This window comes from Mesorhizobium sp. M1428 (assembly GCF_040317515.1).
Lineage (GTDB): Bacteria > Pseudomonadota > Alphaproteobacteria > Rhizobiales > Rhizobiaceae > Mesorhizobium.
In genome coordinates, this window is record NZ_JAMYKT010000045.1 from 1 (window position 1) to 25,863 (window position 25,863).

The 25,863-nt window shown below is 64.2% G+C and carries 25 protein-coding genes; 14 read left to right on the forward strand and 11 right to left on the reverse strand.

Annotated features, from left to right (window positions below):
- Together NKG60_RS30890 and NKG60_RS30895 are read left to right on the forward strand one after the other, a co-directional pair.
- Positions 1-455 (forward strand): EamA family transporter (locus NKG60_RS30890; protein ID WP_352976539.1); only part of this gene is annotated, 455 nt, incomplete at its 5' end.
- Between the two features lie 78 nt (positions 456-533).
- Complete coding sequence (locus tag NKG60_RS30895) at positions 534-1,229, forward strand: sulfate transporter family protein (protein WP_352866828.1); 696 nt, start codon at positions 534-536, stop codon at positions 1,227-1,229.
- Here NKG60_RS30895 and NKG60_RS30900 read toward each other — a convergent pair.
- From NKG60_RS30900 to NKG60_RS30925, 6 genes are all read right to left on the reverse strand, one after another.
- A complete protein-coding gene (locus NKG60_RS30900) occupies positions 1,226-2,224 on the reverse strand; it encodes a proline racemase family protein (protein WP_352976541.1) in 999 nt (332 codons plus the stop codon). The two genes, NKG60_RS30895 and NKG60_RS30900, sit on opposite strands and share 4 nt — an antisense overlap.
- A 14-nt stretch (positions 2,225-2,238) precedes the next feature.
- A complete protein-coding gene (locus tag NKG60_RS30905; protein ID WP_352866825.1) occupies positions 2,239-3,042 on the reverse strand; it encodes an isocitrate lyase/PEP mutase family protein in 804 nt (267 codons plus the stop codon).
- Between the two features lie 77 nt (positions 3,043-3,119).
- Entirely contained in the window at positions 3,120-3,977 is an 858-nt protein-coding gene (locus NKG60_RS30910) for a hypothetical protein (RefSeq protein ID WP_352866823.1), read from the reverse strand.
- Positions 3,978-4,055: 78 nt separating this feature from the next.
- A complete protein-coding gene (locus tag NKG60_RS30915; protein ID WP_352866821.1) occupies positions 4,056-4,712 on the reverse strand; it encodes an HAD family hydrolase in 657 nt (218 codons plus the stop codon).
- Positions 4,712-5,197: a dUTP diphosphatase gene (dut, locus tag NKG60_RS30920; RefSeq protein ID WP_352866818.1), complete on the reverse strand. Its 486-nt coding sequence runs from the start codon at positions 5,195-5,197 to the stop codon at positions 4,712-4,714. Before dut ends, NKG60_RS30915 begins: the two co-directional genes overlap by 1 nt.
- 84 nt (positions 5,198-5,281) lie before the next feature.
- A complete protein-coding gene (locus tag NKG60_RS30925) occupies positions 5,282-5,752 on the reverse strand; it encodes an Lrp/AsnC family transcriptional regulator (RefSeq protein ID WP_352866815.1) in 471 nt (156 codons plus the stop codon).
- 115 nt (positions 5,753-5,867) lie between these two features.
- Between NKG60_RS30925 and NKG60_RS30930 the strand changes: the two genes are divergently transcribed.
- Both NKG60_RS30930 and NKG60_RS30935 read left to right on the forward strand, forming a co-directional pair.
- On the forward strand, positions 5,868-6,083 hold the full coding sequence (locus tag NKG60_RS30930) for a DUF6356 family protein (RefSeq protein ID WP_352866813.1): 216 nt from the start codon (positions 5,868-5,870) through the stop codon (positions 6,081-6,083).
- Positions 6,084-6,255: 172 nt separating this feature from the next.
- Complete coding sequence (locus NKG60_RS30935; RefSeq protein WP_352866810.1) at positions 6,256-7,629, forward strand: amidase; 1,374 nt, start codon at positions 6,256-6,258, stop codon at positions 7,627-7,629.
- Here NKG60_RS30935 and NKG60_RS30940 read toward each other — a convergent pair.
- Positions 7,623-8,699, reverse strand: a complete 1,077-nt coding sequence (locus NKG60_RS30940; protein WP_352866807.1) for an NAD(P)/FAD-dependent oxidoreductase — start codon at positions 8,697-8,699, stop codon at positions 7,623-7,625. The genes NKG60_RS30935 and NKG60_RS30940 overlap by 7 nt on opposite strands.
- Before the next feature lie 117 nt (positions 8,700-8,816).
- Between NKG60_RS30940 and NKG60_RS30945 the strand changes: the two genes are divergently transcribed.
- The 3 genes from NKG60_RS30945 (at position 8,817) to NKG60_RS30955 (ending at position 12,017) form a co-directional block, all read left to right on the forward strand.
- Positions 8,817-9,407, forward strand: coding sequence for a TetR/AcrR family transcriptional regulator (locus tag NKG60_RS30945; RefSeq protein ID WP_352866804.1), 591 nt, complete (start codon positions 8,817-8,819; stop codon positions 9,405-9,407).
- 4 nt (positions 9,408-9,411) lie between these two features.
- Positions 9,412-10,329 carry a haloalkane dehalogenase gene (locus tag NKG60_RS30950; protein WP_352866802.1) on the forward strand — a complete coding sequence of 306 codons (918 nt, stop codon included), beginning with the start codon at positions 9,412-9,414 and terminating at the stop codon, positions 10,327-10,329.
- Between the two features lie 95 nt (positions 10,330-10,424).
- Positions 10,425-12,017, forward strand: a complete 1,593-nt coding sequence (locus tag NKG60_RS30955; protein WP_352976545.1) for a peptide chain release factor 3 — start codon at positions 10,425-10,427, stop codon at positions 12,015-12,017.
- 52 nt (positions 12,018-12,069) lie between these two features.
- Here NKG60_RS30955 and NKG60_RS30960 read toward each other — a convergent pair whose 3' ends face one another.
- A complete protein-coding gene (locus NKG60_RS30960) occupies positions 12,070-12,543 on the reverse strand; it encodes a VOC family protein (RefSeq protein ID WP_352866799.1) in 474 nt (157 codons plus the stop codon).
- Positions 12,544-12,833: 290 nt separating this feature from the next.
- Here NKG60_RS30960 and ilvD point away from each other — a divergent pair, with 290 nt between their 5' ends.
- The 3 genes from ilvD to NKG60_RS30975 all read left to right on the forward strand — a co-directional run bounded on the left by ilvD (position 12,834) and on the right by NKG60_RS30975 (position 17,121).
- The gene (gene ilvD / locus NKG60_RS30965; protein ID WP_352866797.1) at positions 12,834-14,678 is read left to right on the forward strand and encodes a dihydroxy-acid dehydratase; all 1,845 of its coding nucleotides are present in this window, start codon (positions 12,834-12,836) and stop codon (positions 14,676-14,678) included.
- 29 nt (positions 14,679-14,707) lie between these two features.
- On the forward strand, positions 14,708-15,982 hold the full coding sequence (locus tag NKG60_RS30970) for an amidohydrolase family protein (RefSeq protein WP_352866794.1): 1,275 nt from the start codon (positions 14,708-14,710) through the stop codon (positions 15,980-15,982).
- Between the two features lie 218 nt (positions 15,983-16,200).
- Complete coding sequence (locus NKG60_RS30975; protein ID WP_352866792.1) at positions 16,201-17,121, forward strand: DMT family transporter; 921 nt, start codon at positions 16,201-16,203, stop codon at positions 17,119-17,121.
- Here NKG60_RS30975 and NKG60_RS30980 read toward each other — a convergent pair.
- Entirely contained in the window at positions 17,118-18,020 is a 903-nt protein-coding gene (locus NKG60_RS30980) for a phosphotransferase (RefSeq protein ID WP_352866789.1), read from the reverse strand. The genes NKG60_RS30975 and NKG60_RS30980 overlap by 4 nt on opposite strands.
- A 103-nt stretch (positions 18,021-18,123) precedes the next feature.
- Between NKG60_RS30980 and NKG60_RS30985 the strand changes: the two genes are divergently transcribed.
- Entirely contained in the window at positions 18,124-18,756 is a 633-nt protein-coding gene (locus NKG60_RS30985) for a class I SAM-dependent DNA methyltransferase (protein WP_352866786.1), read from the forward strand.
- 19 nt (positions 18,757-18,775) lie between these two features.
- Here NKG60_RS30985 and NKG60_RS30990 read toward each other — a convergent pair whose 3' ends face one another.
- Entirely contained in the window at positions 18,776-21,229 is a 2,454-nt protein-coding gene (locus NKG60_RS30990) for a GcvT family protein (RefSeq protein WP_352866783.1), read from the reverse strand.
- A complete protein-coding gene (locus NKG60_RS30995) occupies positions 21,226-22,110 on the reverse strand; it encodes a phosphotransferase (RefSeq protein ID WP_352665480.1) in 885 nt (294 codons plus the stop codon). The genes NKG60_RS30990 and NKG60_RS30995 overlap by 4 nt, the downstream gene beginning before the upstream one ends.
- A 435-nt stretch (positions 22,111-22,545) precedes the next feature.
- Between NKG60_RS30995 and NKG60_RS31000 the strand changes: the two genes are divergently transcribed.
- The 3 genes from NKG60_RS31000 (at position 22,546) to NKG60_RS31010 (ending at position 25,670) form a co-directional block, all read left to right on the forward strand.
- Positions 22,546-23,322: a DeoR/GlpR family DNA-binding transcription regulator gene (locus NKG60_RS31000; protein WP_352866781.1), complete on the forward strand. Its 777-nt coding sequence runs from the start codon at positions 22,546-22,548 to the stop codon at positions 23,320-23,322.
- A 67-nt stretch (positions 23,323-23,389) separates the two neighbouring features.
- Positions 23,390-24,316, forward strand: a complete 927-nt coding sequence (locus tag NKG60_RS31005) for a LysR family transcriptional regulator (protein WP_254816127.1) — start codon at positions 23,390-23,392, stop codon at positions 24,314-24,316.
- A gap of 199 nt (positions 24,317-24,515) precedes the next feature.
- The gene (locus NKG60_RS31010) at positions 24,516-25,670 is read left to right on the forward strand and encodes an ABC transporter substrate-binding protein (RefSeq protein WP_352866778.1); all 1,155 of its coding nucleotides are present in this window, start codon (positions 24,516-24,518) and stop codon (positions 25,668-25,670) included.
- The last annotated feature ends 193 nt before the right edge of the window (positions 25,671-25,863 follow it).

The following is a 25,863-nucleotide window of genomic DNA, read 5'->3' on the forward strand; positions in this document are numbered from 1 at the left end:
TTGGGGGCCGGGTACCGAATTTGTTGCCGCAACTGGCGGTGGGCGGGGCGACTATCTGGATTGCGGGCGGGGCCGTTGTGGGCGGCGGCTTCAGGGGGCTCGACCCGATGGTGCCGGCCGCCGGTTCGATGCTCTGCGGCGCCGCGATGCTGATCCCGTTGAGCCTTGCGTTCGACCGGCCATGGACCCTGGCGCCATCGACAGCTTCGGTCCTTGCGCTGCTCGGGCTTTCGGTGTTTTCGACCGCACTGGCCTTCTCAATCTATTTCCGCCTCCTCCATACGCTGGGCTCCGTCGGCACTACCTCGCAAGCCTATCTGCGGGTGCCGATCGGCGTCGCTATCGGAGCCGTGTTCCTTGGCGAAAGCCTTAGTCCCAGCGCGTGGTGGGGAATGGCCCTGGTCGTCGCCGGCGTGGCGGCGATGACCATTCCCCAGGCGAAGGTCGCGCGCTAGGCGCTTGCAGCCTGCGCTGTCGCCGCCTATTCCGGAGATATCAGCCACGAGCACGTTTGACATGCAATTGGAAACGCCGTGATCCTCGACGCCGCCCGCGCCGCCTTGAGCCGGCTGTTCTCGCCCGAATTCCGTTCCGTGTTCGTGAAGACGCTGGGGCTGACTTTGCTGGCGCTGGCGGCGCTGTGGTTCGGGATCAAGAGCCTGTTCGAATGGCTGGCCTGGCCATGGATCGATGCATGGCTGCCGGCGCTTCCCTCCTGGGCCGGATGGCTGGGCGCCGTCGTCGCCGGCATCGGCCTTGCGCTGGGCTTGGCTCTTTTCATCGCGCCGGTGACGGCGATCATCGCCGGCCTGTTCCTCGACGACGTCGCCGAAACGGTCGAGCGCACCGACTATCCCGACGATCCGCCCGGCCGCGCCGTTCCGGCGCTACGCTCGCTGGTGCTGGCGATCAGGTTCTTCGGCGTCGTCATCCTCGGCAATATCGTCGCCCTGCTGCTTCTGCTGGTGCCGGGCATCAACATCGCCGCTTTCTTCGTCGTCAACGGTTATCTGCTCGGGCGCGAGTTCTTCGAATTCGCCGCCATGCGCTTTCGCCCGGAGGCCGAGGCCAGGGCGCTGCGCAGGAAGCACGCGGTCACCGTATTCCTGGCCGGGCTGGTCGTCGCCGCTTTCCTCGCCGTGCCGCTGCTCAACCTTCTGACGCCGCTGTTCGCCGCCGCAATGATGGTGCATCTGCACAAGGCGATCTCGGCGCGGGAAAGGAGCTAGCGCAGCAGGAAACCCCTGCCCATTTCATCATCGTCCTCGACGATGAATTCGGCTCGGCCTGAGTAATAGGCGCGGCCGCCGACTCGGGCGATGATGGCGTCATGCGCCCCGGCCGTGGCCGTGCGCGCGACCGCGCCGGAAAAGCGCGAGCCGGCGATGCTCTCGAACAGCCGCGTCCGGCCAATCTCGATCTGGCCCTTGGCGTGCATTGCCGCCAGCCGCGCGGTGACGCCCGAACCGGTCGGCGAACGGTCGACCTCGGCTTCGGCGAAAACGCAGATGTTTTTGGTCGGCGTATCGGAGAACGCATCCTGTCCGTCGGTCAGGATGGTGCCGTAGAGAAAGGCGAGATCGGCATGGTCGGGATGCGACAGCGGCAATTCGGCCTTGAGCTTGTTGGTCAGCGCCGTCGCCGCATCGACGAAATCGCGCACCCGGTTCCTGCCGAATTCCAGCCCGAACTGGCGGCAGTCGGCGAGCGCATAGAAGGCGCCGCCATAAGCGATGTCGAAGCCGACCGGACCATAGCCCGGCAGATCGATCCGCCGGTCGCGGGCGAACAGAAACGCCGGCACGCTTTCGAAGGACACCGCACCGGCCTTGCCATCCGTTACCTCGACCGCAGCCGAAATCAGCCCGCATGGCGCCTCGATATTGACGGTCGTCAGCGGCTCGCGTGGCGCCACCAGCCGCTCGTCGACGGCGTAGCGGCCGAGCGCGACGATGGCGTGGCCGCACATCGTCGAATAGCCCTCATTGTGCATGAACAGCACCGCGAGGTCGGCGCCCGGCAGGTCGGGCTCCACCAGTAGCGCGCCATACATGTCGTAATGGCCGCGCGGCTCGAACATCAGGATCTTTCTGAGATGATCGAGATGGTCGCGCACATAGGCGCGCTTTTCGAGGATCGTGCCCTTGGGAATGTTGGGGTAGCCGCCGGTGACGATCCGCAACGGCTCACCGCCGGTGTGCATGTCGACGACGGTGAGCGTCATTCGCCGGCCCCGACCTAGGCTGAAGATTTGGCAAACAGCGCCTGCAGCTTGCCGAACGGCATGGCGGCGCGGGTGAAGCCGAAGGTGCCGTCCTGCTGGATCTCGCGCGCCGCGGTCTCCAGCATGCCGAAGGCGAAATTGGTGAGCCATGGGCCGAGCGAGACGCGCTTTACCCCCGCCATGGCAAGGTCGGCGATGGTGAAGCCGGGCCTGGCCATGACGTTGACCGGCTTGGTCAGCGCCGAGCAGACGGTTCGCACCATCTCAATGTCGCCCAGCCCCGGCGCATAGAGCACGTCGGCGCCGGCCTTCTCGAAGGCCTGCAGCCGCTTGATCGTATCGTCGAGGTCGGGCTTGCCCCACAGAAAATTCTCGGCCCGCGCGGTGAAGACGAAATCGCGTTTCAGCGCCCGTGCCGCTTCCGCCGCCGCCGCGACGCGCTCGACGGCATGCGCAAAATCATAGATCGGCTTGTCGGGCTCGCCGGTATGGTCCTCGATCGAGCAGCCGGCGAGGCCAGCCGCCTCGGCGGCGAAGATGGTCTCGCCGGCACTTGTCGCGCTGTCGCCCTTGCCCCTTTCGAGGTCCGCCGAAACCGGCAACCCGGTCGCCGCCGCCACTTCACGGCAATGATGGATCATTGCCTCGAACGTCACCGCGCCATCGGGCAGGCCGCGCGAAAAGGCAAAGCCGGCGCTGGTCGTGGCCAGCGCCTTGAAGCCGAACGAGGCCAAGAGCTTGGTCGTGCCGACGTCCCAGGAATTGGCCATGACGAAGATCGAGGCATGCAGGTCGCGAAAAATCTTGCCCTTGTCCATGGATGCTCCCCTCCAGTGCAGAATGTGAGGCAAATTCTAGCCCGGCGGAACGCGCCGGGCAAACAAATGCGGTTGGTTCAGAAGCGTTTGGCGTTCTCATCTGCCAATCGGTCCAGCGCGTCGGAATCCTTGACGTAGTGCGAAGCGTTTTTGTCCCAATGATAGGTGACGGAAATGTCGCGCGAAGACGCCTCTGGCGGCTGCTGGCCGTCGCAGCTTTCTTCCCCCGGCAGCGTCGCGCCGGTCACCGTGACCTTGATGGCTGCATAGGGCTGGCCGTCGGCGATCGCCTGGAACGCCGCATTCTGCGTCCTCCTATGGGTGCAGAGGTTTTCGTCGAACGTATAGATCATGTCGATCAGCTCGAACCTGTCGTTGCGGACCATGATCAGCGGCGTGATCCCATAGCCCTGGCTCGAATTGAAATGGATGCTCATGCTGATGATGGCGTCGTCACCAGGCCCGATCGGCAGCTTGCCCGGATCGCGAAGAGAGGTGATGCGGTCGACGGCGACATTGACCGCGTCGAGCAGCGCCGGCTTGCCGGTGACGTCGTAGAGCGCCAGCACGGCATAGCCCTCGGCACTGTCGGGCGAGTCGCCGAGGTCGAACAGCATGGCCAGCCGCTCCTTGCCGCCGGCCTTGATGCCGAGCACGCCGGCATTGGAAAGACCCGACGTCACCGGCGGCGAGCCGTCGTAGTCCGGTCCAGCGACGTGACGCATCTCGATCGGCGTCGAACCCCGGAAAAAGCCGTCCTTGTCCGCGGCCAGATCGGGAATGACCATCCTGGCGAGGTCGAGATAGGTGACATCGCCGTGGCCGGGGAGAGCGCTGCCGAGCTCCGGGAAGCTGACGGCCTCAGCGCTGGCCGCCGTCCAAAGACAGGGCAACAGCAGGCAGGCAAAGAGGAAACGAAGCAGGGAGAAGGTCATGCGCGCGCTCGTTTATGTCGGGCGCGCGCAAGCTAGCACAAGCAGCTGCAACATACAGCGCAGCTTGAACAAAGGCGATCAGTGGATCGGCACCAGCCCGGCCAGTTCACGCATGTCGTCGAACAGGATACCGCCGGCTTCGATCAGTCCATTGCGATCGGAAAGCGGGTCGCCGTGGTAGGAATAGACGCGCATGCCGGCGGCGATGCCCGCTGTCGTCCCGGCGACGCTGTCCTCGATGACGATGCAGTCGGCGGGCGCGAAGCCCATTGTCGCTGCTGCATGCAGGAAGAGGTCGGGGAACGGCTTGCCACGCGAGACCATGGTCGAGCTGAACAGCGCATGCTCGAACAGCGGCAGCAGCCCGGTCTGGCCGAGCGTGATGTGCATTTTGGACACCCGTGCCGACGAGGCGACGCAGGTGGCGATGCCGGCGGCGTGCACGGTTTCGATGAACTCGCGAACGTAGGGGATGGCCTCGACGCCATGCGCGAACAGGTCCGGCAGGCCGGCGTTCCAGCGCTCGACGAAATCGGCGCCGAGGCTGACGCCGGTCGCCTCGACTTCCTTCTGCACCGAGACCATGCTGCGGCCGGAAAAATTCTTGCGGCAATATTCGAAGCTGGCCGGAAAGCCGGCCGCGGTCAGCCACTCGGCGAGGCGCCGATTGGCCAGGTTCTCGGTATCGACCAGAACCCCGTCGCAATCGAAGATGACGAGTTTGGGTATTTTCATCAAGCGGTGCCGGTCGATCCGAAGCCGCCCGAGCCGCGCACAGTGCCGCCAGCCAATGTGCGCTCCTCGACGGTCGCCTGCGTCACCGGGGCGAAGACGATCTGGGCGATCCGCATGCCGCGTGTCACCGCGAAATCCTCGTCGCCGAGATTGATCAGCAGCACCTTGACCTCGCCGCGATAGTCGCTGTCGATGGTGCCCGGGGTGTTGAGGCAGGTGAGCCCGTGCTTGAAGGCGAGGCCGGAACGCGGCCGGACCTGGCCTTCGACGCCCTCCGGAATTTCCAGGATCAGCCCGGTCGGCACCAGCGCGCGCTTTCCCGGCAGAATCAAGAGCGGCCTGTCGTCCGGGACGGCGGCGCGCAGGTCCATGCCGGCGGCGCCCGAGCTCTCATAGGCAGGAAGCGGCAATCCCTCGCCATGCGGCAGCCTGACGAAGCCGACAGCCGGACCGATGACGGAGGTAGGATAAAGTGCTGCGCGCATGAGGCTGATCCTATCGTCGCGAACGCCGGTTCAGTCAACTCGGCGGCAATGCTATCAACGGCTTTCTTTCAGCACAGTTCCGCTTCAGCGCAGGTCCATCGGAACGACCGTGGTCTCCTTGATCTCCTCCATGACGAAAGAGGCCGAAACGTCCGACAGCGCCACCTTGGCGATCAGCCGCTGGTAGAGCCGGTCATACGCCTTCACATCGGCGACACGGGCGCGCAGGACATAGTCGAGATCGCCGGACATGCGGTAGGCGCCGGTGATCTCGGCAAAGCCGGTCACCGCCGCCCGGAATCTTTGCAGCCAGTCGGGATCGTGGTTCGAGGTGCGGATCAGGATGAACACGGAGAGGCCGAGCCCAAGCTTGTCGGCGTCGACCAGCGCCACCCGACCGGTGATGATGCCGTCTTCCTCCAGCCGCTTGACCCGGCGCCAGCAGGCATTACGCGACAGCGATATTCTTGCCGAGAGCTGGTCGACGGACAGCGTGCCGTCGCGTTGCAGCTCGGCCAGCAATCTCCGGTCTATTTCGTCGATTTCCGGCATCATGTGGGATGATTGTCCCAAAATTCGGCCTGAGACAAGGACAATTTGAGACCGATCAACCGAACAGCCGTGGCAGGATATTCATGGCCGGCTCTTCATGCCGGCAGGAGGGATCGACATGACAGCACGGCTCGCAAGACTTTTCACCTCTCACCCGGCCGCGGTCGGCGAGAGCTATTTCGGCCATATGGCTTTCGCCGCATGGTTCTCGTCGCGATTGTTCATGGCGGCCTTTGCCGCGCTCATTCATGCTTTCTTGCCGTTTCTGTTCGAGACCACGGCAAGCGGCATCATCCGTGAGCTCTATAAGCGGACGCACAACAGGGGACGGTAAGCCGTAGAGGCGCCGATCGCGGCGAGGCCGCTGGACAGCGCCGACGGTCAACGGATCCCGGCAGCGCAATCCCGATCAAGCGCCGCCATCGTCGAAATGCCGAGCCAGGCTTGAAGCTACGCGCCAATCCGCCATTTTGAGGAGCGCGGCGCGATAGCCCGGAGCAGTCACGATGGATATCGTCTTTTCCTCGACCACCAAACTGGCCGCGGCCATCCGCGACCGTGCGGTTTCCGCAATAGAGGTGCTGGACGAGCATCTGGCGCAGATCGACAGGCACAATGCGGCGGTTAACGCCGTCGTAACCCTCGATCGGGACGGTGCGCGGCAACGCGCCGGCGAGGCCGACGAAGCGCAGGCGCACGGCGAGGCCCTTGGGCCGCTGCACGGCGTGCCTTTCACACTCAAGGACACGCACGAAACCGCTGGCATGAGAACCACCGTCGGCTTCCCGCCCTTCGCCGACTATGCCCCGAGAGCAGACAGTCCGGTCGTTGCCCGGCTGAAGGCGGCAGGCGGCATACTGGTGGGCAAGACGAATGTGGCGACAATGCTCGGTGACTGGCAGTCGAGCAATCCGCTGTTCGGCCGCACCGGCAACCCCTGGAATCTCCAGCGCACCGCCGGCGGCTCCAGTGGCGGTGCGGCGGCGGCGCTCAGCACCGGGATGACGCCGTTCGAGGTCGGCACCGACATGCAGGATTCAATCCGGCTGCCCGCTGCATTTTGCGGCGTCTACGGCCTCAAGCCGACCGAGCACCGCGTCTCGCTCGCCGGCGCCTTCCCCGATCCAGGCGGGGCGCCGCGCAGCGTGAGGCTGATCTCCTGCCTCGGACCGATGGCGCGCAGCGTCGAGGACCTGGCGCTGATCTACCGCGTCATTGCCGGGCCGGATGGAAGCGATACAGACCTTGCGCCGGTACCGGTCGAAACCATGCCGGAGCTGGATCTCAAAAATTTGCGCATTGCCGTCGCGCCGTCCTTTCCGGGCTTTCCGGTGGCCGGCGAGATCAGCGCGGCGGTCGAAAGCCTGGCTAAAGAGCTTCAGGCCGCGGGCGCCATCGTCGAGGAAGCCAAATTGCCGGAGCTCGACCTGCACGACGACCTGAAGCAAGGCGGTGCGCTGATCGGCATGATGCTGGAGGCGGCGCAGCCCGGACCACCGGAGAAGCCGACGCCGGTCTCGCGCTGGTTCGAGGCGCTCGCCCGCCGCGACCGCTCCATCCTGGCGTGGGAACGGTTCTTAGACGGCTGCGACGCCTTGTTGTGCCCCGTCGCCATGGTCACCGCGTTCCCGCATTGCGAACCGGGAACGCCGATCGAGGTCGACGGCGAGAAGCAAAGCTACTGGATGCTGCCGGCCTATGGCGCGGTGTTCAACTACAGCGGCCATCCGGCACTGTCGCTGCCCTGCGGACAGGACAGCAATGGCCTGCCCATCGGACTACAGCTTGTTGGCAAACGCTGGTCGGAGTCGTGCCTGCTCGGGATCGCCAGGGCAATCGAGCCGCTGACCGGCGGCTTTCGCCGCCCGCCCGGCTATTGAGTAAACCGCCCCAGCCCGTAGGAATCAAGCAGCGGATCGCGCTCGCCGTCGAGGACTTCGCGGGCGGCGAACAGGCCGACGGCCGGGGCCAGCGTGATGCCGGAATGCATGACCGCGACGTAGACGCCGCTCGTGCCTGCGGCGCGGCCGATGATCGGAAAGCCATCGACCGGCGTCGGCCGGTAGCCAATGGTGTGGAAATCGAGTTCCAACCCATCCGCGCCGCGCAGCATCGCCTTCATCGCCGCAAACAGGTCGCGGGCGGTCGCCGCGGCATCCATGCCGGGATCGGCGCCACCGAAATCCGAGCCGGCGATGATGCGGCCTTCCGCCGTCTGGCGCATATGCAGGCGATCGCCGATCACCAGGCCGTTGAGCAGCTTTTCGGTGGGGCGCGAATGCACGACCAGGCCGGGTGGCGTCTCGATCGGCAGTGCTATCCCGGCTGTTGCCGCTAGTGCCGGAGAGCCGGCTCCGGCCGCGATCACCACCTCGTCGGCAGCAATCCGCCCGCCGGATGTATCGACGCCGGCAATCCTGCCGTTGGCCTGCACAAGCGCGGTCGCGGTAACTCCCGTCAGCAGCCGCGAGCCGCGCCGCTCGGCGTCAACCAGCAGTGCTTGCGTGGCAGCGACCGGCTCGGCGACACCTTCCTCGGCGACATGAAGGGCGAAATCGGGAAGCTCGGTCAGATTGGGCTCGATGCGCGCCGCTCCGGCACGGTCGACACGCTCGATGCCGTAGCCCCAGGCGGCGTGCTCGGCCGCATAGGCCTCAAGTTCGGCACGCGGCAGGTCCCAGCACAAGCCACCGCACCACTGCAACGGGATGCCGGGCACCTCGTTCGCCAGCCGCGTCCATTCGGCCATCGACCGAATGCGCAGCCGGAAATAGACCTCCGGGTTGCCCCAGCTGGCATTGATCCAAGCAAAGGAATTCGGCGTCGCGATGCCGCCGGCGCCGCTGCCGGCAATGACCGTCACCTTTGCCCCGGCCCTGGTCAGGTGCCAGGCGATGGAGGCGCCGATGATGCCGGCGCCGATGACAATCACTTCTTTCGCCGCTGTCACGCTTCACTCCTCGGTCCAACGCGACCACTGCGATGCCATTGCCAGTGGGTTCTGCCAAGAGCACTCGGTATCAAATATGCCTCTTGACTTTAATACGTACGTACGTATTGTATCGCTATGGCCAGACATTCACTTCGCGAAAAACTTCTCGACGCCGGTTTCAAAACCATCTGGAGTTCCGGCTATTCGGCCGCCGGCGTGCGCGACATCGTCGCCGCGGCCGATGCCCGCCCGGGGTCCTTCACCAATCATTTTGCCTCCAAGGAGGCGTTCACCGGCGAGGTGCTGGACCGCTATTTCGCCTATGTGAACGGTTTGGTGGAGCAGGCCCTTGCCCGGGACGGCACGCCCCCGGTCGGGCGCTTGCGCCGCTATCTCGAAATCATCACGTCGAAGCTGGAGGCGCATGATTGGGCACGGGGCTGCATGATCGGCAATCTCAGCCTCGAGACGGCGGCTCACAGCGAGGCGCTGAGGCTGCAACTCGTCGCCATTTTCGAACGCTGGCGTAAGCCCTTCGCCGAATGCATCGCCGAGGGCCAGGCGGCCGGCGACATCACCGACGCGTTCGATGCCGAGGATCTCGCCGATTTCCTGTTGAGTTCCTGGCAAGGCGCGATGCTGCGCATGAAGGTGGAGCGCAGTCCCGGACCGCTCGAGCGTTTCAAGAATATCGTCTTCAAAACAGTCTTCGTAAAAAGGAGCTGATCCGATGAACCCGAAACTCGAAAAGCGCACAATGTTGCCGCGCTCGCAAGTCGCGGTACTCGATTCCACCATCTCCTATGTCGAGGCAGGTACGGCCGGCCCGACGGTGCTCTTCCTGCACGGCAACCCGACGTCGTCCTACATCTGGCGCGACATCATCCCGCATGTGGCGCCGTTCGGCCGCTGCATTGCGCCCGACCTGATCGGCTATGGCCAATCCGGCAAGCCGGACATCGACTATCGCTTCTTCGACCACGTCCGCTATCTCGACGCTTTCATCGAGACGCTTGGCATCACCGACATGGTGGTCGTCGCGCAGGACTGGGGCACCGCGCTCGCCTTCCATCTCGCCGCACGGCGGCCGCAGCGGATCCTCGGCCTCGCCTTCATGGAATTCATCCGCCCTTCCGAGAGCTGGGACGATTTTCACCAGCGTCCGCAGGCGCGCGAATTGTTCAAGGCAATGCGCACACCCGGCGTCGGTGAGAAGCTTGTCCTGGAAGACAACGTCTTCGTCGAAAAAGTGCTGCCGGCTGCTGTGGTGCGCACGATGAGTGATGAGGAAATGGCCGCCTACCGGGCGCCGTTCCCGACGCCGCAATCGCGCAAGCCGATCCTGCGGCTGCCGCGCGAACTGCCGATCGAAGGCCAGCCCGCCGATGTCGCCGCCATCAGTGAGAACGACCATCGGGCGCTCCGGCTTTCCTCCTACCCGAAGCTGCTTTTCTCAGGCGATCCGGGCGCCCTCGTCTCGCCGCAGGCGGCACGGGAATTCGCGGCGGGCCTGAAGAACTGCCGGTTGATCGATCTCGGACCCGGCTCACATTATCTGCAGGAGGACCATGCCGACAGGATCGGCGCCGCGATTGCCGAGTGGATTCCCGAGGTGGCCTCCCAGAGCCGTGCGGCCGAACCGGCCTGACGCCGGAACGTGAACCGCCGGCAGCGGCAGCCGGAGAGGTCGACAGCACTGCACTCCGCTGCTAGAAGCCCGGCCTCACACGGAAATCCTGAAAAATGTCCGAAATGATTACAGAAGCGGTATCGCGCCGCCGCACTTTCGCGATCATTGCCCACCCCGACGCCGGCAAGACCACGCTCACCGAAAAACTGCTTTTGTTCGGCGGCGCCATCCAGCTTGCCGGCGAGGTCAAGGCCAAGAAGGACCGCATCCAGACCCGCTCGGATTGGATGAAGATCGAACGGGAGCGCGGCATTTCGGTGGTCACCTCGGTGATGACCTTCGAATACGAGGACACCGTCTTCAACCTGCTCGACACGCCCGGCCACGAGGATTTCGCCGACGACACCTATCGCACGCTGTCGGCGGTCGACAGCGCCGTCATGGTGATCGACGCCGCCAAGGGCATCGAGCCGCGCACGCTGAAACTATTCGAGGTCGGCCGGCTGCGCGACATCCCGATCATCACCTTTGTCAACAAGATGGACCGCGAAAGCCGCGACCCATTCGACATCCTCGACGAGATCGAGCAGAAGCTGGCGCTCGATACAGCGCCGATCACCTGGCCGATCGGCCGCGGCAAGACCTTTTCCGGCACTTACCATCTGGCGCTGAACGCGGTGCGCAAGGGCGACGCCGAGAAGGAGCGCACGCCGGTCAATGGACCCGATTCCAACCGGGTCGCCGGCCTGTTGCCGGAGAACGAGCGCGAGGCTTTCATCGAGGAGCTGGAGCTGGCACGCGAGGCCTGCCGCCCGCTCGATCTGGAAGCCTTCCGCGAAGGCCATTTGACGCCGGTCTATTTCGGCTCGGCGCTGCGCAATTACGGCGTGCGCGACCTGATCGAGGCGCTCGGTGCCTATGGGCCGCCGCCGCGCGCGCAGGAGGCCGACAGCCGCAAGGTCGAGGCGACCGAGGACAAGATGACCTCCTTCGTCTTCAAGATCCAAGCCAATATGGACCCCAACCACCGCGACCGCATCGCTTTCGTCCGCGTCTGCTCCGGCAAGCTCGAGCGCGGCATGAAGGCCAAGCTGGTGCGCACGGGAAAACCGATGAGCCTGTCGGCACCGCAATTCTTCTTCGCCCGCACCCGCGTCACCGCCGACGAGGCGTTCGCCGGCGATGTCGTCGGCATCCCCAACCACGGCACGCTGCGCATCGGCGACACGCTGACCGAGGGCGAGGAGATCCTGTTTCGCGGCGTGCCGAATTTCGCGCCTGAAATCCTGCGCCGCGTTCGCCTCGGCGATGCCATGAAAGCCAAGAAGCTCAAGGAAGCGCTGCACCAGATGGCCGAGGAAGGCGTCGTGCAATTGTTCTCGCCGGAGGACGGTTCACCGGCCATCGTCGGCGTCGTCGGCGCCCTGCAGCTCGACGTGTTGAAGGAGCGCCTGAACTTCGAATACACGCTGCCGGTCGATTTCGAGATGTCGCGCTTTTCCGTCTGCCGCTGGATATCGGCCGACGACAGGGCCGAGCTCCAGCGCTTCATCGAGGCGCATCGCGGCGACATCGCCCGCGATCTCGACAACGATCCGGTGTTCCTCGCCCAGCACGCTTTCTCGCTTAACTACGAGGCCGAGCGCTGGAAGGCGATCCGCTTCGCCGCGGTCAAGGATTATCAGGTCCGCGACAGAGCGGCTTGACGCGCCCCTTCCCTTCTCCCCTTGTTGTGGGAGAAGGCAAGAGCGCGTTCGTTCACCCCTTGGCTGCCTCTTCGATCTTGGCGATGTCGATCTTGCTCATCTGCATCATCGCCTGCATGACGCGGCCGGCCTTTTCCGTGTCGGGGTCCAGCAGCAGCCTGGGCAACTGCTCGGGAACGACCTGCCAGGAGAGGCCGAATTTGTCCTTCAGCCAGCTGCACTGGCTGGGCTCGCCACCGCCAGCGATGAGCCTGTCCCAGAAATAGTCGACCTCCTCCTGCGTCTTACAGTCGATGGAGAGCGAGACCGCCTGGGTGAACTTGAATTGCGGCCCGCCGTTGAGCGCCTGGAACTGAACGCCGTCGAGCTCGAATGAGACCATCAGCACCTTGCCCTCATTATCGCCGCTGCCCTTGGGCCAGCGCAGCACGCTCAGCACCTTCGAATTCTTGAAGATGGAGATGTAATGGTTCATGGCCTCCTCGGCCTGGTCGTCGAACCACAGGCAGGGGGTGATCTTTTGCATTCTCTTGCTCCTCGGGCTGGTTTTGGGTTTGTTTTCATTCGCAAAACGGCTGGCTGGCGATTGATGCCCGGTCCCGCCGTCTGCCCAAGGACGCTTGAGCAAAACACGATCCGACAGCACCTCTGACTTTTTTACGGTCTGGGCCGGCTGCGTCTTCGGCTGGCCGCTCGTTCCGCACCCTGGCGCAGCGCAAAATTGTGGCCAGACCAGAGCGTGGCGTCTATAAGGCCTGCGGCTCATTCCGGTTTTCCGCGCCTGTCCGGCGCGACGCAGACAGCAAGGACAGTTCAATGCCCGCCTACCGTTCCCGCACCACCACCCATGGCCGCAACATGGCCGGCGCCCGCGGCCTTTGGCGCGCCACCGGGATGAAGGATTCGGATTTCGGCAAGCCGATCATTGCCGTGGTCAATTCCTTCACCCAATTCGTGCCCGGCCATGTCCATCTGAAGGATCTCGGCCAGTTGGTTGCCCGCGAGATCGAAAAGGCCGGCGGCGTCGCCAAGGAGTTCAACACCATCGCCGTCGATGACGGCATCGCCATGGGCCATGACGGCATGCTCTATTCGCTGCCGTCGCGCGAATTGATCGCCGACTCCGTCGAATACATGGTCAACGCGCACTGCGCCGACGCGATGGTCTGCATCTCGAATTGCGACAAGATCACGCCCGGCATGCTGATGGCGTCGCTGCGCCTCAACATCCCGACTGTCTTCGTCTCCGGCGGGCCGATGGAGGCCGGCAAGGTGGTGCTCGCCGGCAAGAGCCAGGCGCTTGACCTGGTCGACGCCATGGTGGCGGCCGCCGACGACAAGATCTCCGACGAGGACGTCAAGATCATCGAGCGCTCGGCCTGTCCGACCTGCGGCTCCTGCTCTGGCATGTTCACCGCCAATTCGATGAACTGCCTAACCGAGGCGCTCGGCCTCTCGCTGCCGGGCAACGGCTCGACGCTGGCGACGCATGCCGATCGCAAGCGCCTGTTCGTCGAGGCCGGCCATCTGATCGTCGATCTTGCCCAACGCTATTACGAGCAGAACGACGACACCGCGCTGCCGCGCAGCATCGCCTCGAAGGGCGCCTTCGAGAACGCCATGACGCTCGACATAGCCATGGGCGGTTCGACCAACACCGTGCTGCACATCCTTGCCGCGGCACATGAGGGCGAGGTCGACTTCACCATGGAGGACATCGACCGGCTGTCGCGGCGGGTGCCAGTGCTGTGCAAGGTTGCCCCGGCCAAGGCAGACGTTCATATGGAGGACGTCCACCGCGCTGGCGGCATCATGGCGATCCTCGGCCAGCTGGATAGCGCCGGGTTGATCAACCGCGACCTGCCGACAGTGCACACCGCAAGCCTCGGCGAAGCGCTGGACCATTGGGATATTTCGCGCACCTCCAGCCAGAATGTCCGCGATTTCTTCCTGGCGGCACCCGGCGGCGTGCCGACGCAGGTCGCCTTCAGCCAGGACCGCCGCTGGGACGAGCTCGATCTCGACCGCGAGAAAGGTGCTATCCGCTCGGCCGAACATCCTTTCTCAAGGGACGGCGGCCTTGCCGTACTGAAAGGCAATCTGGCGCTCGACGGCTGCATCGTGAAGACGGCGGGTGTCGATGAATCGATCCTGAAATTCACCGGCCCGGCAAGAGTGTTCGAAAGCCAGGACGCCAGCGTCAAGGCAATCCTGTCGAACGAGATCAAGGCCGGCGATGTCGTCGTCATCCGCTATGAAGGGCCGCGCGGCGGCCCCGGCATGCAGGAAATGCTCTACCCGACCAGCTATTTGAAGTCGAAAGGCCTCGGCAAAGCCTGCGCGCTGATCACCGACGGGCGTTTTTCCGGCGGCACCTCCGGCCTGTCGATCGGCCACGTCTCGCCGGAAGCGGCGGAAGGCGGGCTGATCGGACTGGTCATGGAAGGCGACACGATCGAGATCGATATCCCCAACCGCACCATCCGGCTGGCTGTCGACGACGCGGAGCTCGCCGCCCGCCGCGCGGCGATGGAGGCCAAGGGAACGGCTGCCTGGAAGCCTGAGGAAAAGCGCAAGCGCAAGGTGACGACGGCCTTGCGCGCCTATGCGGCGATGGCGACAAGTGCCGCCAAGGGGGCGGTGCGGTACGTACCGGAATAAGTGTGCTTCTTCAAAGGGGATGACGGCGGATGGATTTTGACCTTGTGGTGCGCGGCGGGACGCTGCCCGACGGCAGGATCGCCGATATCGGCATCGTCGGCGAAACGATCGCAGCGATAGAGCCTGAGCTGAACGTCAGCGCCGGCACGGCGATCGATGCTCATGGCAATCTGGTCTCGCCGCCCTTCGTCGATCCGCATTTCCATATGGACGCCACGCTTTCGCTCGGCATTCCGCGCATCAATGTCTCGGGCACGCTGCTGGAAGGCATCTCGCTGTGGGGCGAGCTGAAGCCGCTTCTGACCCACGAGGCGGTGCGCGACCGCGCGCTTGCCTATTGCGACTGGGCGGTGTCGATGGGCCTGCTCGCCATCCGTACCCATGTCGATGTTTGTGACGACCGCCTGCTGGCGGTCGAAGCGCTGCTCGACGTGAAGAAGACGGTCGCCCCCTATATCGACCTGCAGCTGGTCGCCTTCCCGCAGGACGGGTTTTACCGCTCGCCGACGGCGCGCGAAAACACCGTCCGCGCGCTCAACCTGGGCGTCGATGTCGTCGGCGGCATTCCGCATTTCGAGCGCACAATGGCGGACGGCACGCGCTCGGTGACGGAACTCTGCGAGATCGCGGCCGAACGGGGGCTGCTGGTCGACCTGCATTGCGACGAGACCGACGATCCGCTGTCGCGCCACATCGAGCAGCTTGCCTATGAGACGCAGCGGCTTGGATTGCAGGGCAGAGTGGCCGGCTCGCACCTGACATCGATGCATTCGATGGATAATTACTACGTTTCAAAGCTATTGCCGCTGATTGCCGAGGCCGGCGTTTCGGCAATCCCCAATCCGCTGATCAACATCATGCTGCAGGGCCGCCACGACACCTTTCCCAAGCGCCGCGGCCTGACCCGGGTCAAGGAAATGCTGGCGCACGGGATCCGCGTCGGCTGGGGCCAGGATTGCGTGCTCGACCCCTGGTATTCGCTGGGCACCGCAGACATGCTCGACGTCGCCTTCATGGGCCTGCATGTCGCGCAGATGTCGAGCCCGGCCGAGATGGCGCGCTGTTTCGACATGGTCACCAACGTCAATGCCGCCATCATGGGCCTAGACCACCTTGGCCTTGCCGTCGGCAAGCGCGCCAGCCTGGTCGTTCTCGATGCCGGCAATCCGGTCGAGGCGCTGCGGCTGCGCCCCGAGCGTCTCTGCGTCATCGCCAGGGGCAAGGTGGTGGCCGAGCGGAGCCGGCAGGACACGCGGCTTTCGATCGCCGGAAGGCCGGGCACAGTGAACCGGCGCCACGCTTAAAGCGCGTCGCGCTCGACCGGCCTCATGCGACGCGCTTTAAGTTCCTGTTTTGATGCATGTCGTTGTCGCAAAATCGCTGCACACTTTTGCGCGACATGCATTAGTCCAGCCGATTTCCGGCGCTGGTCTTACCGAATTCTCGATTTTCGCCTCGTCACGGCCGCTGCTTGCGACTACGACGCGGGTCACCGTAGCCACGGCGAGGAACCGGTAACGGAATGGCGCAGCCCGCATCCCAGAACTCAACGATCAGGAACGTGCTGCTGGCCGGTATCCTGCTGATGCTCGCCGGCGATTTCCTGTTTGCGTTGAACGACGCTATGGGCAAGTGGCTGGTCGCCAGTTTTTCCGTCGGCCAGGTCGTGCTGATCCGCTCGATCGGCGCTTTTTTCATACTCGGGCCGATGATTGCTCATCAGGGTGCGGCCAAGCTGTTTCGCATGGAGCGGCCGGAGCTGCAGCTGCTGCGCGTGGTGATGACGACGCTCGACACGGCGCTGTTCTACGCGGCGGTCGTCTATCTGCCGCTCGCCGATGTGATGAGCTTCTACATGGCCGGGCCGATCTATGTGGCGGCGCTGTCGCACTTTTTGCTCGGCGAAAGGGTCGGCTGGCGCCGCTGGGCGGCTATCCTGGTCGGTTTCTGCGGCGTGCTGATCATGCTGAAGCCGTCTTCGGCCGCGTTCTCGCTGTCGTCGATGTTCGCGCTCGCCGGCAGCATTTCCTTTGCTTTCGCCATCATCCTCAATCGGCGGCTGCGCGGCACCAGCGACACTTCGCTTGTCACCTGGCAAACCATCGGCACGCTGCTGGTCGGCGCTGCGTTGACCCTCGGCACCTGGAAGACGCCGTCCTCGCTGGATTTCGGCGCCATGCTGCTTCTCGGTATCGTCTCCTGCGGCGCGCATCTGATGATCACCCGGGCGTTGAAGCTGGCACCGGCCTCGACCTTGGCGCCGCTGCATTACAGCCTGCTATTGTGGGCAGTCGTCTTCGGCCTCGCCTTCTTCGGCGATGTGCCTGGACCGCGCATCCTGATCGGCTCGGCCATCGTCGTGCTGGCCGGCCTGTTCATTTTCCATCGCCAGAAGGTGGTCGACACCGTGCCGCCCGAAAATGTGCCGAAGGGTGTGAATTAACCCCGGCGCACCGCCGCCAGATGCCTTGAAAACTCCGGCGTCTCCATCAGCGTCTTGCAGCGCGCAAACCGGCCGTCGGCATAGGCGCGAAAGTCGTTGGCCGGATTTTTGTTGGCAAGCTGGATCAAGCCCCACAGCGTCCACAGCAGGTCGCACATCGCCTTGTAAATGACGATGCGGGCGCGCTCCGCCGGTCTCGGCTCGCCGCCGAAATAGGCCAGCATCATTTCCTCGTCCTGCGCGGCGTCGAATTGCCCTTCGACGCTGAGGTCACCGAGATCCCAGAGCGGATCGTTCATGCCGGAATATTCCCAGTCGACGATCCACATCCTGTCGCCCGTGTCGAGAAAGTTTTCGCATAGCGGGTCGCAGTGGCAGGCGACGATCGGCAGAGGACGAGCCGCAAGCGCCGAGCGCACGGTTTCCGCCTCGCCGACCACATCGTGGTAGCCGGCAGGCAGGGCGACGTCCTTGGTCGACAGAACTTTCAGATAATCGTCGATCATCGCAAACAGCTCGAAGCGGAAGGGGAACACCGCGCCGGATGTGTGCAGCTTGCGAAAGGCCTTGCCGGCCCGTGCCGGGCTGCCCGGTCGGGTCTTGAATTTTTCCGGCGACATCGTCTCGGCGCCGGCGATGAAGCGGGTCACCAGCACGCCAGTTTCGGCATCGACATGCAGCACTTCCGGGCTGACGCCGGCCTTCGCCGCCTCCCGCGCCGCCACTGCCTCGTTAGCGCGGTTGATGTATTCCTCGGTACCCTTGCCGGGGATGCGCAGGCAGAAATCCTTGCCCCTGAAGACGAGGTTGGTTAGGCCGCCGAGCCGTTCCAGCGGGCCGTCATAGCCGGCCAGCATCGGAATGGCCGCAAGTGCGGCGCGTGCCTGGTCATCCGCCATCGCTTTCGCTCCTTTGCCCGTGTTATTGCGACGATGACGGTTCCACAGTTTTCGCCGTTTGGCTATGATCGCGTTGCGGATCGATACCAGGCGACGGAAAGCGATGACGGACAGCAAACAGCAGAGCGCGCTCGCCGCAGCCTATGCGGCGAAGCGGCCGGAAGACGTAGCCGCGCTCTACGACAGTTGGGCAGGCACTTATGACGCCGACATGTCGGCGGCCGGCTATCGCCATCCGACCATCTGCCTTGCCTTGCTGGCCCGCCATCTGCCACGCGGCGCCGCTCCTCTGCTCGATGCCGGGGCCGGCACCGGGCTCATCGGCGAATGGCTTGCCATCACCGGCTATCCGCAGGTCGAGGCCCTCGACATCTCGGAAGGCATGCTGGCGCAAGCCGCGCGCAAGGGCGTCTATTCGGCGCTGCACTGCCTGGCGCTTGGCGGACCGCTGCCTTTCGTGGACGATGCCTATGCCGGGATCATCTCAGCCGGCGTCTTCACGTCCGGCCATGTCGGAGCCGAAGGGCTGGAGGAGTTGATCCGCATCTGCCGGCCGGGAGGGGTAATCGTGCTGACCGTGAAGAACACGCTGTGGGATGCCGGGTTTGCCGCCCGGATCGCCGAACTCGAGGCGCAAGGCAACGTCACCCGCGCCGAGGAGACGCCGCCCTATGTCTCGATGCCGGGCGAGGCCGATACCGTGCCGAGCCGGGGGCTGGTGCTCATCGTGAACTGAGGCTGAAAATCGGAAGGCTCTACGCCTTCACCTTTGCTCCTGCCGGATCGTAAAGCGGCTCGAGGTGGATCTTAGCCGGCGTCCGTTCCATTGCCACCACCAGCTCGTAATCGCCGGAGGTGAGGAAATCATCGCTGACGCCATCCGCATTGCGCACATAGCCGTAGCCGATGTTCTTGCCGATGGTGTAGCCATAGCCGCCGCTGGTGAGATAACCGACCGCCTCGCCGTTGCGCAGGATGGTCTCGCGCCCGAGCAGCACGACATCCGGATCATCGACCGTGAAGCCGGCAAAGCGTTTCCTGAGCGTCGAGCCATCGAGCTTTTCAAGCGCCCGCCGGCCGAGGAAATCGGTGTTCTTCCTGAGCTTCACCGCCCAGCCGAGGCCGGCCTCCTGCGGCGTGTCGTTGGGTGTGATGTCGGCGCCCCAGGCGCGGTAGCCTTTTTCCAGCCGCAGCGATTCCAGCGCCCGGTAGCCGACCGGGCGGATGTCGTGGACAGCGCCCGCCGCCATAAGCGCGTCGAAAACCTCGCCCGTCGCCGCGATCGGCGCATGCAATTCCCAGCCTAGTTCGCCGACATAAGTGATACGCAGCGCCCGCACGGCGTGGCCGGCAATGACAATCTCGCGAACATGGCCGAACGGAAAGGCGGCGTTCGAGACGTCGGCATCGGTCACCGCCGACAGCACGTCACGGGCGCGTGGCCCCATCAACGACAACGTGCCGAAATCCTCGGTGACGTCGGTCAGCGTCACGTCGAACTCCCTGCCGATATGATCGGCAATCCAGGAGAAATCATGCTTGCGGAAACCGGTGCCGGTGACGATGTAGAATTTCTCCTCACCGAGCCTCGCCACGGTCAAATCGGCCTCGATGCCGCCGCGCGTGTTAAGGAGCTGCGTGTAGGTCAGCCGGCCGACCGGCTTGGCAACGTCGTTGGCGCAGATCCAGTCCAGCGCCTTCAGCGCGTCCACTCCGGTCATTTCGTATTTGGCAAACGACGACTGGTCGAAAATGCCGATCTTTTCGCGCACATGGCGATGTTCGTCACCGACGGGTGAAAACCAGTTCTGCCGGCCCATCGAATAGACGTCTTTCGGCTCGACACCTTCCGGCGCGAACCAGTTCGGCCGCTCCCAGCCGAGTTTCGAGCCGAACACGGCGCGATGTTTTTGCAGCCGCTCGTATAGAGGCGAGACGATGCGAGGCCGGCCGCTGACATATTCCTCATGCGGGAAGCCGATCGTGTAGTGCTTGCCATAGGCTTCCAGCGTGCGGTCGCGGACCCATTGCCGGTCGCGATGCAGATCGGAGAAGCGGCGGATGTCGACCACCCACAAATCGAGCGGCGCCTCGCCGTCGACGACCCATTGCGCCAGCACCCAGCCGGCACCGCCGCCGGATGCGATGCCGAAGGCATTGAAGCCGGCGCCGATGAACATATTGGGGCATTCCGGCGCCACGCCGAGGACGAAATTGCCGTCCGGCGTAAAGCTCTCCGGCCCGTTGATCATCTGCTTGACGCCGGCATTGGCGAGCGCCGGGACACGCTCGATCGCCTGGCTCATATGCTGCTCGAAATGATCGTAATCATCGTCGAACAGCCGAAACTCCCAATCGTCCGGCACATCGCCGCCCGGCAGACCGGTCGTCCACGCCTGCGGGTTCGGCTCGTAGCCGCCCATCACCAGCCCCCCAACCTCCTCCTTGAAATAGGTGCGGCGGTCGGGATCGCGAATCGTCGGCGCGTCGGTCGCCAACCCGTCGATCCTCTCGGTAATGATGTACTGGTGCTTCACCGGCTGCAGCGGCACGTTGATGCCGGCCAGCGCACCGACCTGCCGCGCCCATTGCCCGGCGCAGTTCACCACCTTGTCGCAGGCGATATCGCCCTTGCTGGTCTTCACCGCGGTGATGCGGCCGTCTCTCATTTCGAAGCCGGTGACCCGCACCTCCTCGAATAATTTTGCGCCATGCATGCGCGCGCCCCTGGCCAGCGACTGGGTGATGTCGGAAGGGCTTGCCTGACCGTCGGTCGGCAGCCAGGACGCGCCGACGAGGTCGCCGGTTTCCAGCAGCGGCCACATTTCCTTGACCTCGGCCGGCGACAGCAGATGCATGTCCATGCCGAAGCTCTTGGCCGTCGTTGCCAGCCGCTTATACTCGGTCCAGCGGTCGGCATTGGTGGCGAGGCGCAGGCAGCCGGTCATCTTCCAGCCGGTGGCGAGGCCGGTTTCGGCTTCCAGCCCCTTGTAGAGATCGACCGAATATTTGAGCACGCGCGTGATCGATGCCGACGAGCGCAGCTGGCCGACCAGCCCGGCAGCATGCCAGCTCGAGCCCGAGGTCAGCTTGCCCTGTTCGAGCAGCACGATTTCGGCCTTGTGGTCGCGCGCCAGATGATAGGCCGTCGAACAGCCGATGATGCCACCGCCGATGACGACGATCCCGGCCTGGGCGGGCAAGGTCATGTCCGCGTCCCGTATTTTGTCCTGTAGTTTTCCAGGGCCGCTTCGAGCCGCGCCAGGTTTTCGTCGGCGTAGGCGGCGTAGTCGACGCCGGGCGCATCGAGGTAGAGCTCGGAAACCATGCCCCACATCGCCTCGCGCAGCAGCGACGCGCATTGCATGGCGGCGTGCGAGCGCCGTATCGCTTCGTCCGGCTCCTTCATGAAATAGGCGGTTAGGAAGGCGAAGGACTCCTCGTCGCTCATGCCGGCGTTCGACGCTGCGCCGGCAAGGTCGAACATCGCGGTGTTGAAGCCTGCATATTCGAAATCGATGAGCCACAGCCTATGACCGTCGTCGATTATATTAGCCGGCAAGAGGTCATTATGGCCGAAGACGATCGGCAGCAGCTTTTGCGCGCGCTCGAGCTCGTCCGCCAGCGTCAGCAGGCGCGGCAGTTCGCCCAGCTTGCGGCTGCGGCCTTCCTCCAGCGTGCGCGCATAGTCGCGAATGACGTGGAATACCCAGAACATGAAACCGGCGCCGGAAACATGACCGGGCATCTCCCGGTGGAAACCGCGCAGCAACGCGGCAACGCGGCCGAGATCGGCGCGCACATCCTGCGCGACATAGGCCTTGGCGCCGAGATACTCCGTCACCATGACGCCGGGTCCGGTATAGTGGACGGCCGGAGCGAAGCCTGCCGCGTGCGCTGCCCGCGCGGTCATCATCTCGCGCTCGCGAAAGACGTGGTGGAACGGATAATCCTGGCCGATGCGCACGACATGCCGCCCGGCCGCGTCCTTGACCAGATAATTGGCATTGCTCAACCCGCCCGGCAGCGGCGCGATGTCGATGCTGCCGGTCCAGCAAGGCAGCGCACGGATGCGGTCTTCGACAGTCACGATCTCGTCCAACATTGGGTCAATTTTCCACGCATGTCACGGCTGGCCAGCGATGACAATCGGACGGAGGAATGGCGGCAACGCGAAGATCTCGTCGGTGCAGATCTCGGGATCGGTATCCCGCACCGCACCGACGAGCCCCTTTGTGCCGGGTTCTTCGACGCCGGCATCCGCCCCCGCGGATCCTGAATTTCGGCACCCTTGCACCCGACAGTTTCCCGGGCGTTCGGGCAGGCGATTTTTCGTGCGGCTCAGCCGTCGTCCTCCGTTCCGAGCCTGTCACAGCGATAATGTCGCGCCACGCTGGAGACGTTGTCAACGCGGAATTGTGGTATTTTCTGGTTTTTTGCCCGAATTTTGCTAAATTCCTTGGAGTTAGTGGCATTTATGCCGTAGAAACGGTCAATGGTGCAACAATCCGACCGGATGGAACCGATGCTCCACTCGAAGCGGCATGGCGAAATCCTGCGCCTCCTCAAGGAGGAAGGCACCGTCACCATTGCCAGCCTGGCCGATCGGCTGGGCGTCTCGCTGGAGACAGTACGCCGCGACGTCAAGCCACTGACCAGCGACGGTTCCATCCTCAAGATGCACGGCGCCGTCGGCCTGCCGTCGATTGCCGGCGAAGCGCCGTTCGAGCGGCGCATGCGCGAGAACGCCGATGCCAAGCGGGCAATTGCCCGCATGGTCGCCGCCACCATCCGCGACGGCGAATCGATCATGCTCGACACCGGCACCACCACCTCATTCCTGGCCCGGGAACTGCTCGGCCACCGGCGGCTGACGGTCGTCACCAACTCCTCCGACATCGCCCGCACACTGGCCACCGTCAACGGCAACAAGGTCTATATGGCCGGCGGCGAGCTGCGCAGCGATTCCGGTGCTGCCTTCGGCGTCTCGGCCATCGAATTCGTCAGCCGCTTTTCGGTCAGCCATGCGGTGATATCGACCGGTGCGGTGGATGCCGTCACCGGCGTCATGGACTATGATTTGGAAGAGGCCGAATTCGCCCGCATGGTGCTGTCGCGCGGCCAGCGTTCGCTTGTCGTCACCGACCACAGCAAATTCGGCCGCCAGGGCCTGGTTCAGGTCTGCGGCTTCGGCGGCTTTTCCGAACTCGCGACCGACCGGCCGCCGCCGCACGACATCGCCGCCACCCTCGCCGAGGCCGGCGCGCGGCTCAGCATTGCGGACGGCGGAAGCGAGGACTGAGCTCTATCGGGAGATCGGCACCAGCATCCCACTTCCCAGCGCCGCCTCTGCCGTGTTTAGTCCAGCCATGGCTTTCACCATCCGCCAATTGCAGTTCTTCATCGCGGTCGCCGAGCAAGGCACAGTGTCGGGCGCCGCCCAGAACCTGTCGATCTCACAATCCTCGGTCACCGAAGCGATCAAGGAGTTGGAGCACGATCTCGGCGTCGAGCTGTTCGAACGCCACCCGCGCGGCTTGAACATCACCCACAAAGGCCACCAGTTCCTGCGCCATGCGAGGAAGATCCTGGCCGACGTTTCCGATGCGCGCCGGGCCTTCTTCGGCGAACGGATCGCGGCAAGCGGGCGGCTGCAACTTGGCGTCACTTCGCTCGTCGCCGGCTATGTGCTTTCCGATCTTCTTGCCCGCTATCGCCGCGCCTATCCGGGTGTCGAAGTCTCTGCGATCGAGGACAATGGCGACTATCTCGAGCACCTGTTGATTGGCGGCAAGCTCGACATTGCCGTCATGGTCACCTCGAACCTGCGCGACCGCACCGCACTGCAGTCCGAAATCCTCGAAGTCTCGGCCTACCGGCTGTGGCTGCCGCTCGGCCATCCCTTGGCCGGTGCCGACATCATCGGCATCGGCGACATCGCCTCGGAACCGCTGATCATGCTGACCGTTGACGAGATCGAGGAGAATACCGGAAAGCTGCTGACGGCAATCGGGGCCAAACCGCATGTCGCCTTCCGCACCCGCTCGGTCGAAGCGGTGCGCAGCCTCGTCGCCACCGGCGCCGGCGTGGCGCTGCTGCCCGACCTTGTCTACCGGCCATGGTCGCTGGAAGGCGACCGCATCGAATCGCGCGATATTTCGGGGTCGTTGCCGGTCGTCCAGGTCGGCATGGTCTGGCGGCGCGGCTCCGGCCTGCCGCAGGCGGCGCGCGACTTCATCGGACTTGCCCAGTCGCAGCGCATGGTGCGCCAACGGCCCGAGAAGATCGGCCGCTAATGTATCGGAAAAACCGATATCGGCTTTCTGATAAATGAATTTGCGAAACCGGAAATTTCGCAGCACTTTTCGGTCAGGGAACAAAGCTGCCGCCGGAGCACGGCCTTTCAGCGCCGCGCATCCAACGTTAAACGGGCGCATGATCTTCTTCCGAAAAACCGAAACCGGTTTCGAGGTCATGCAAAATGGGAGATCGACGATGAATTCATTGCTGAAATCATGCACTGCCTTGACGGTCGCGCTGACCTTCTCCGGCCAGGCCATCGCCCAGGTCAAGGAGCTCGGCAAGGGCGAAGGCGAGGTCAATATCGTCGCCTGGCCGGGCTATATCGAGCGCGGCGAAACCGACAAGGCCTACGACTGGGTCACGTCCTTCGAAAAGGAAACCGGCTGCAAGGTCAACGTCAAGACCGCCAACACTTCCGACGAGATGGTCTCGCTGATGAACGAGGGCGGCTTCGATCTGGTCACCGCCTCGGGCGATGCCTCGCTGCGCCTGGTCGCCGGCAAGCGCGTCCAGCCGATCAACACCGACCTCATACCGAGCTGGAAGACGGTCGACGACCGGCTGAAGGATGCGCCCTGGTTCACCGTCGGCGGAGTCCATTACGGCGTCCCCTACCAGTGGGGGCCGAACGTGCTGATGTACAACACCGAAGTGTTCAAGGAGGCGCCGAAGAGCTGGAACGTGGTCTTCGAGGAAATGAAGCTTCCCGACGGCAAGTCGAACAAGGGCCGCGTCCAGGCCTATGACGGGCCGATCCACATCGCCGACGCCGCCAACTACCTGATGGCCCACAAGCCGGAGCTCGGCATCAAGGATCCGTACGAACTGACCGAGGACCAGTACAAGGCCGCGCTCGACCTGCTGCGCGTCCAGCGTACGCTTGTCGGACGCTATTGGCATGACGCCGCCATCCAGGTCGACGATTTCCAGAACGAAGGCGTCGTCGCCTCCGGTTCGTGGCCCTACCAGGTCAACACGCTGATCGCGGCCAAGAAGCCGGTCGCCTCGACTATCCCGGAGGAGGGCGTTACCGGCTGGGCCGATACCACGATGATGGAGGCCGATGCTGCCCACCCGAACTGCGCCTACATGTGGATCGAGCATTCGCTGTCGCCGAAAGTGCAGGGCGACGTCTCCGCCTGGTTCGGCTCGCTGCCGGTGGTGCCTGCCGCCTGCAAGGGCAACGAACTGCTCGGCGAAGAAGGCTGCAAGACCAACGGCTACGACAATTTCGACAAGATCAAGTTCTGGAAGACGCCGGTCTCGAAATGCGCCACCCAGAACGATCAGTGCGTGCCCTATTACCGCTGGGTGTCGGACTATATCGGCGTCATCGGCGGGCGGTGAGTTCGTCTCACCTACTAAGCTCGGCGCTGCCCCTCACCCTTACCCTCTCCCCGTGAAGAACGCGGGGTCGCCAGCGTTGGAGCGCCTCCCTTCCCCCCCGTCCGCTATACCTATCGCATTCACACATCTGGGTTGCGCTTTGCGGCGAAGCTCGATTCTATTTCGGCCGGAAAAGCCGAAGGAGGGTTGAATG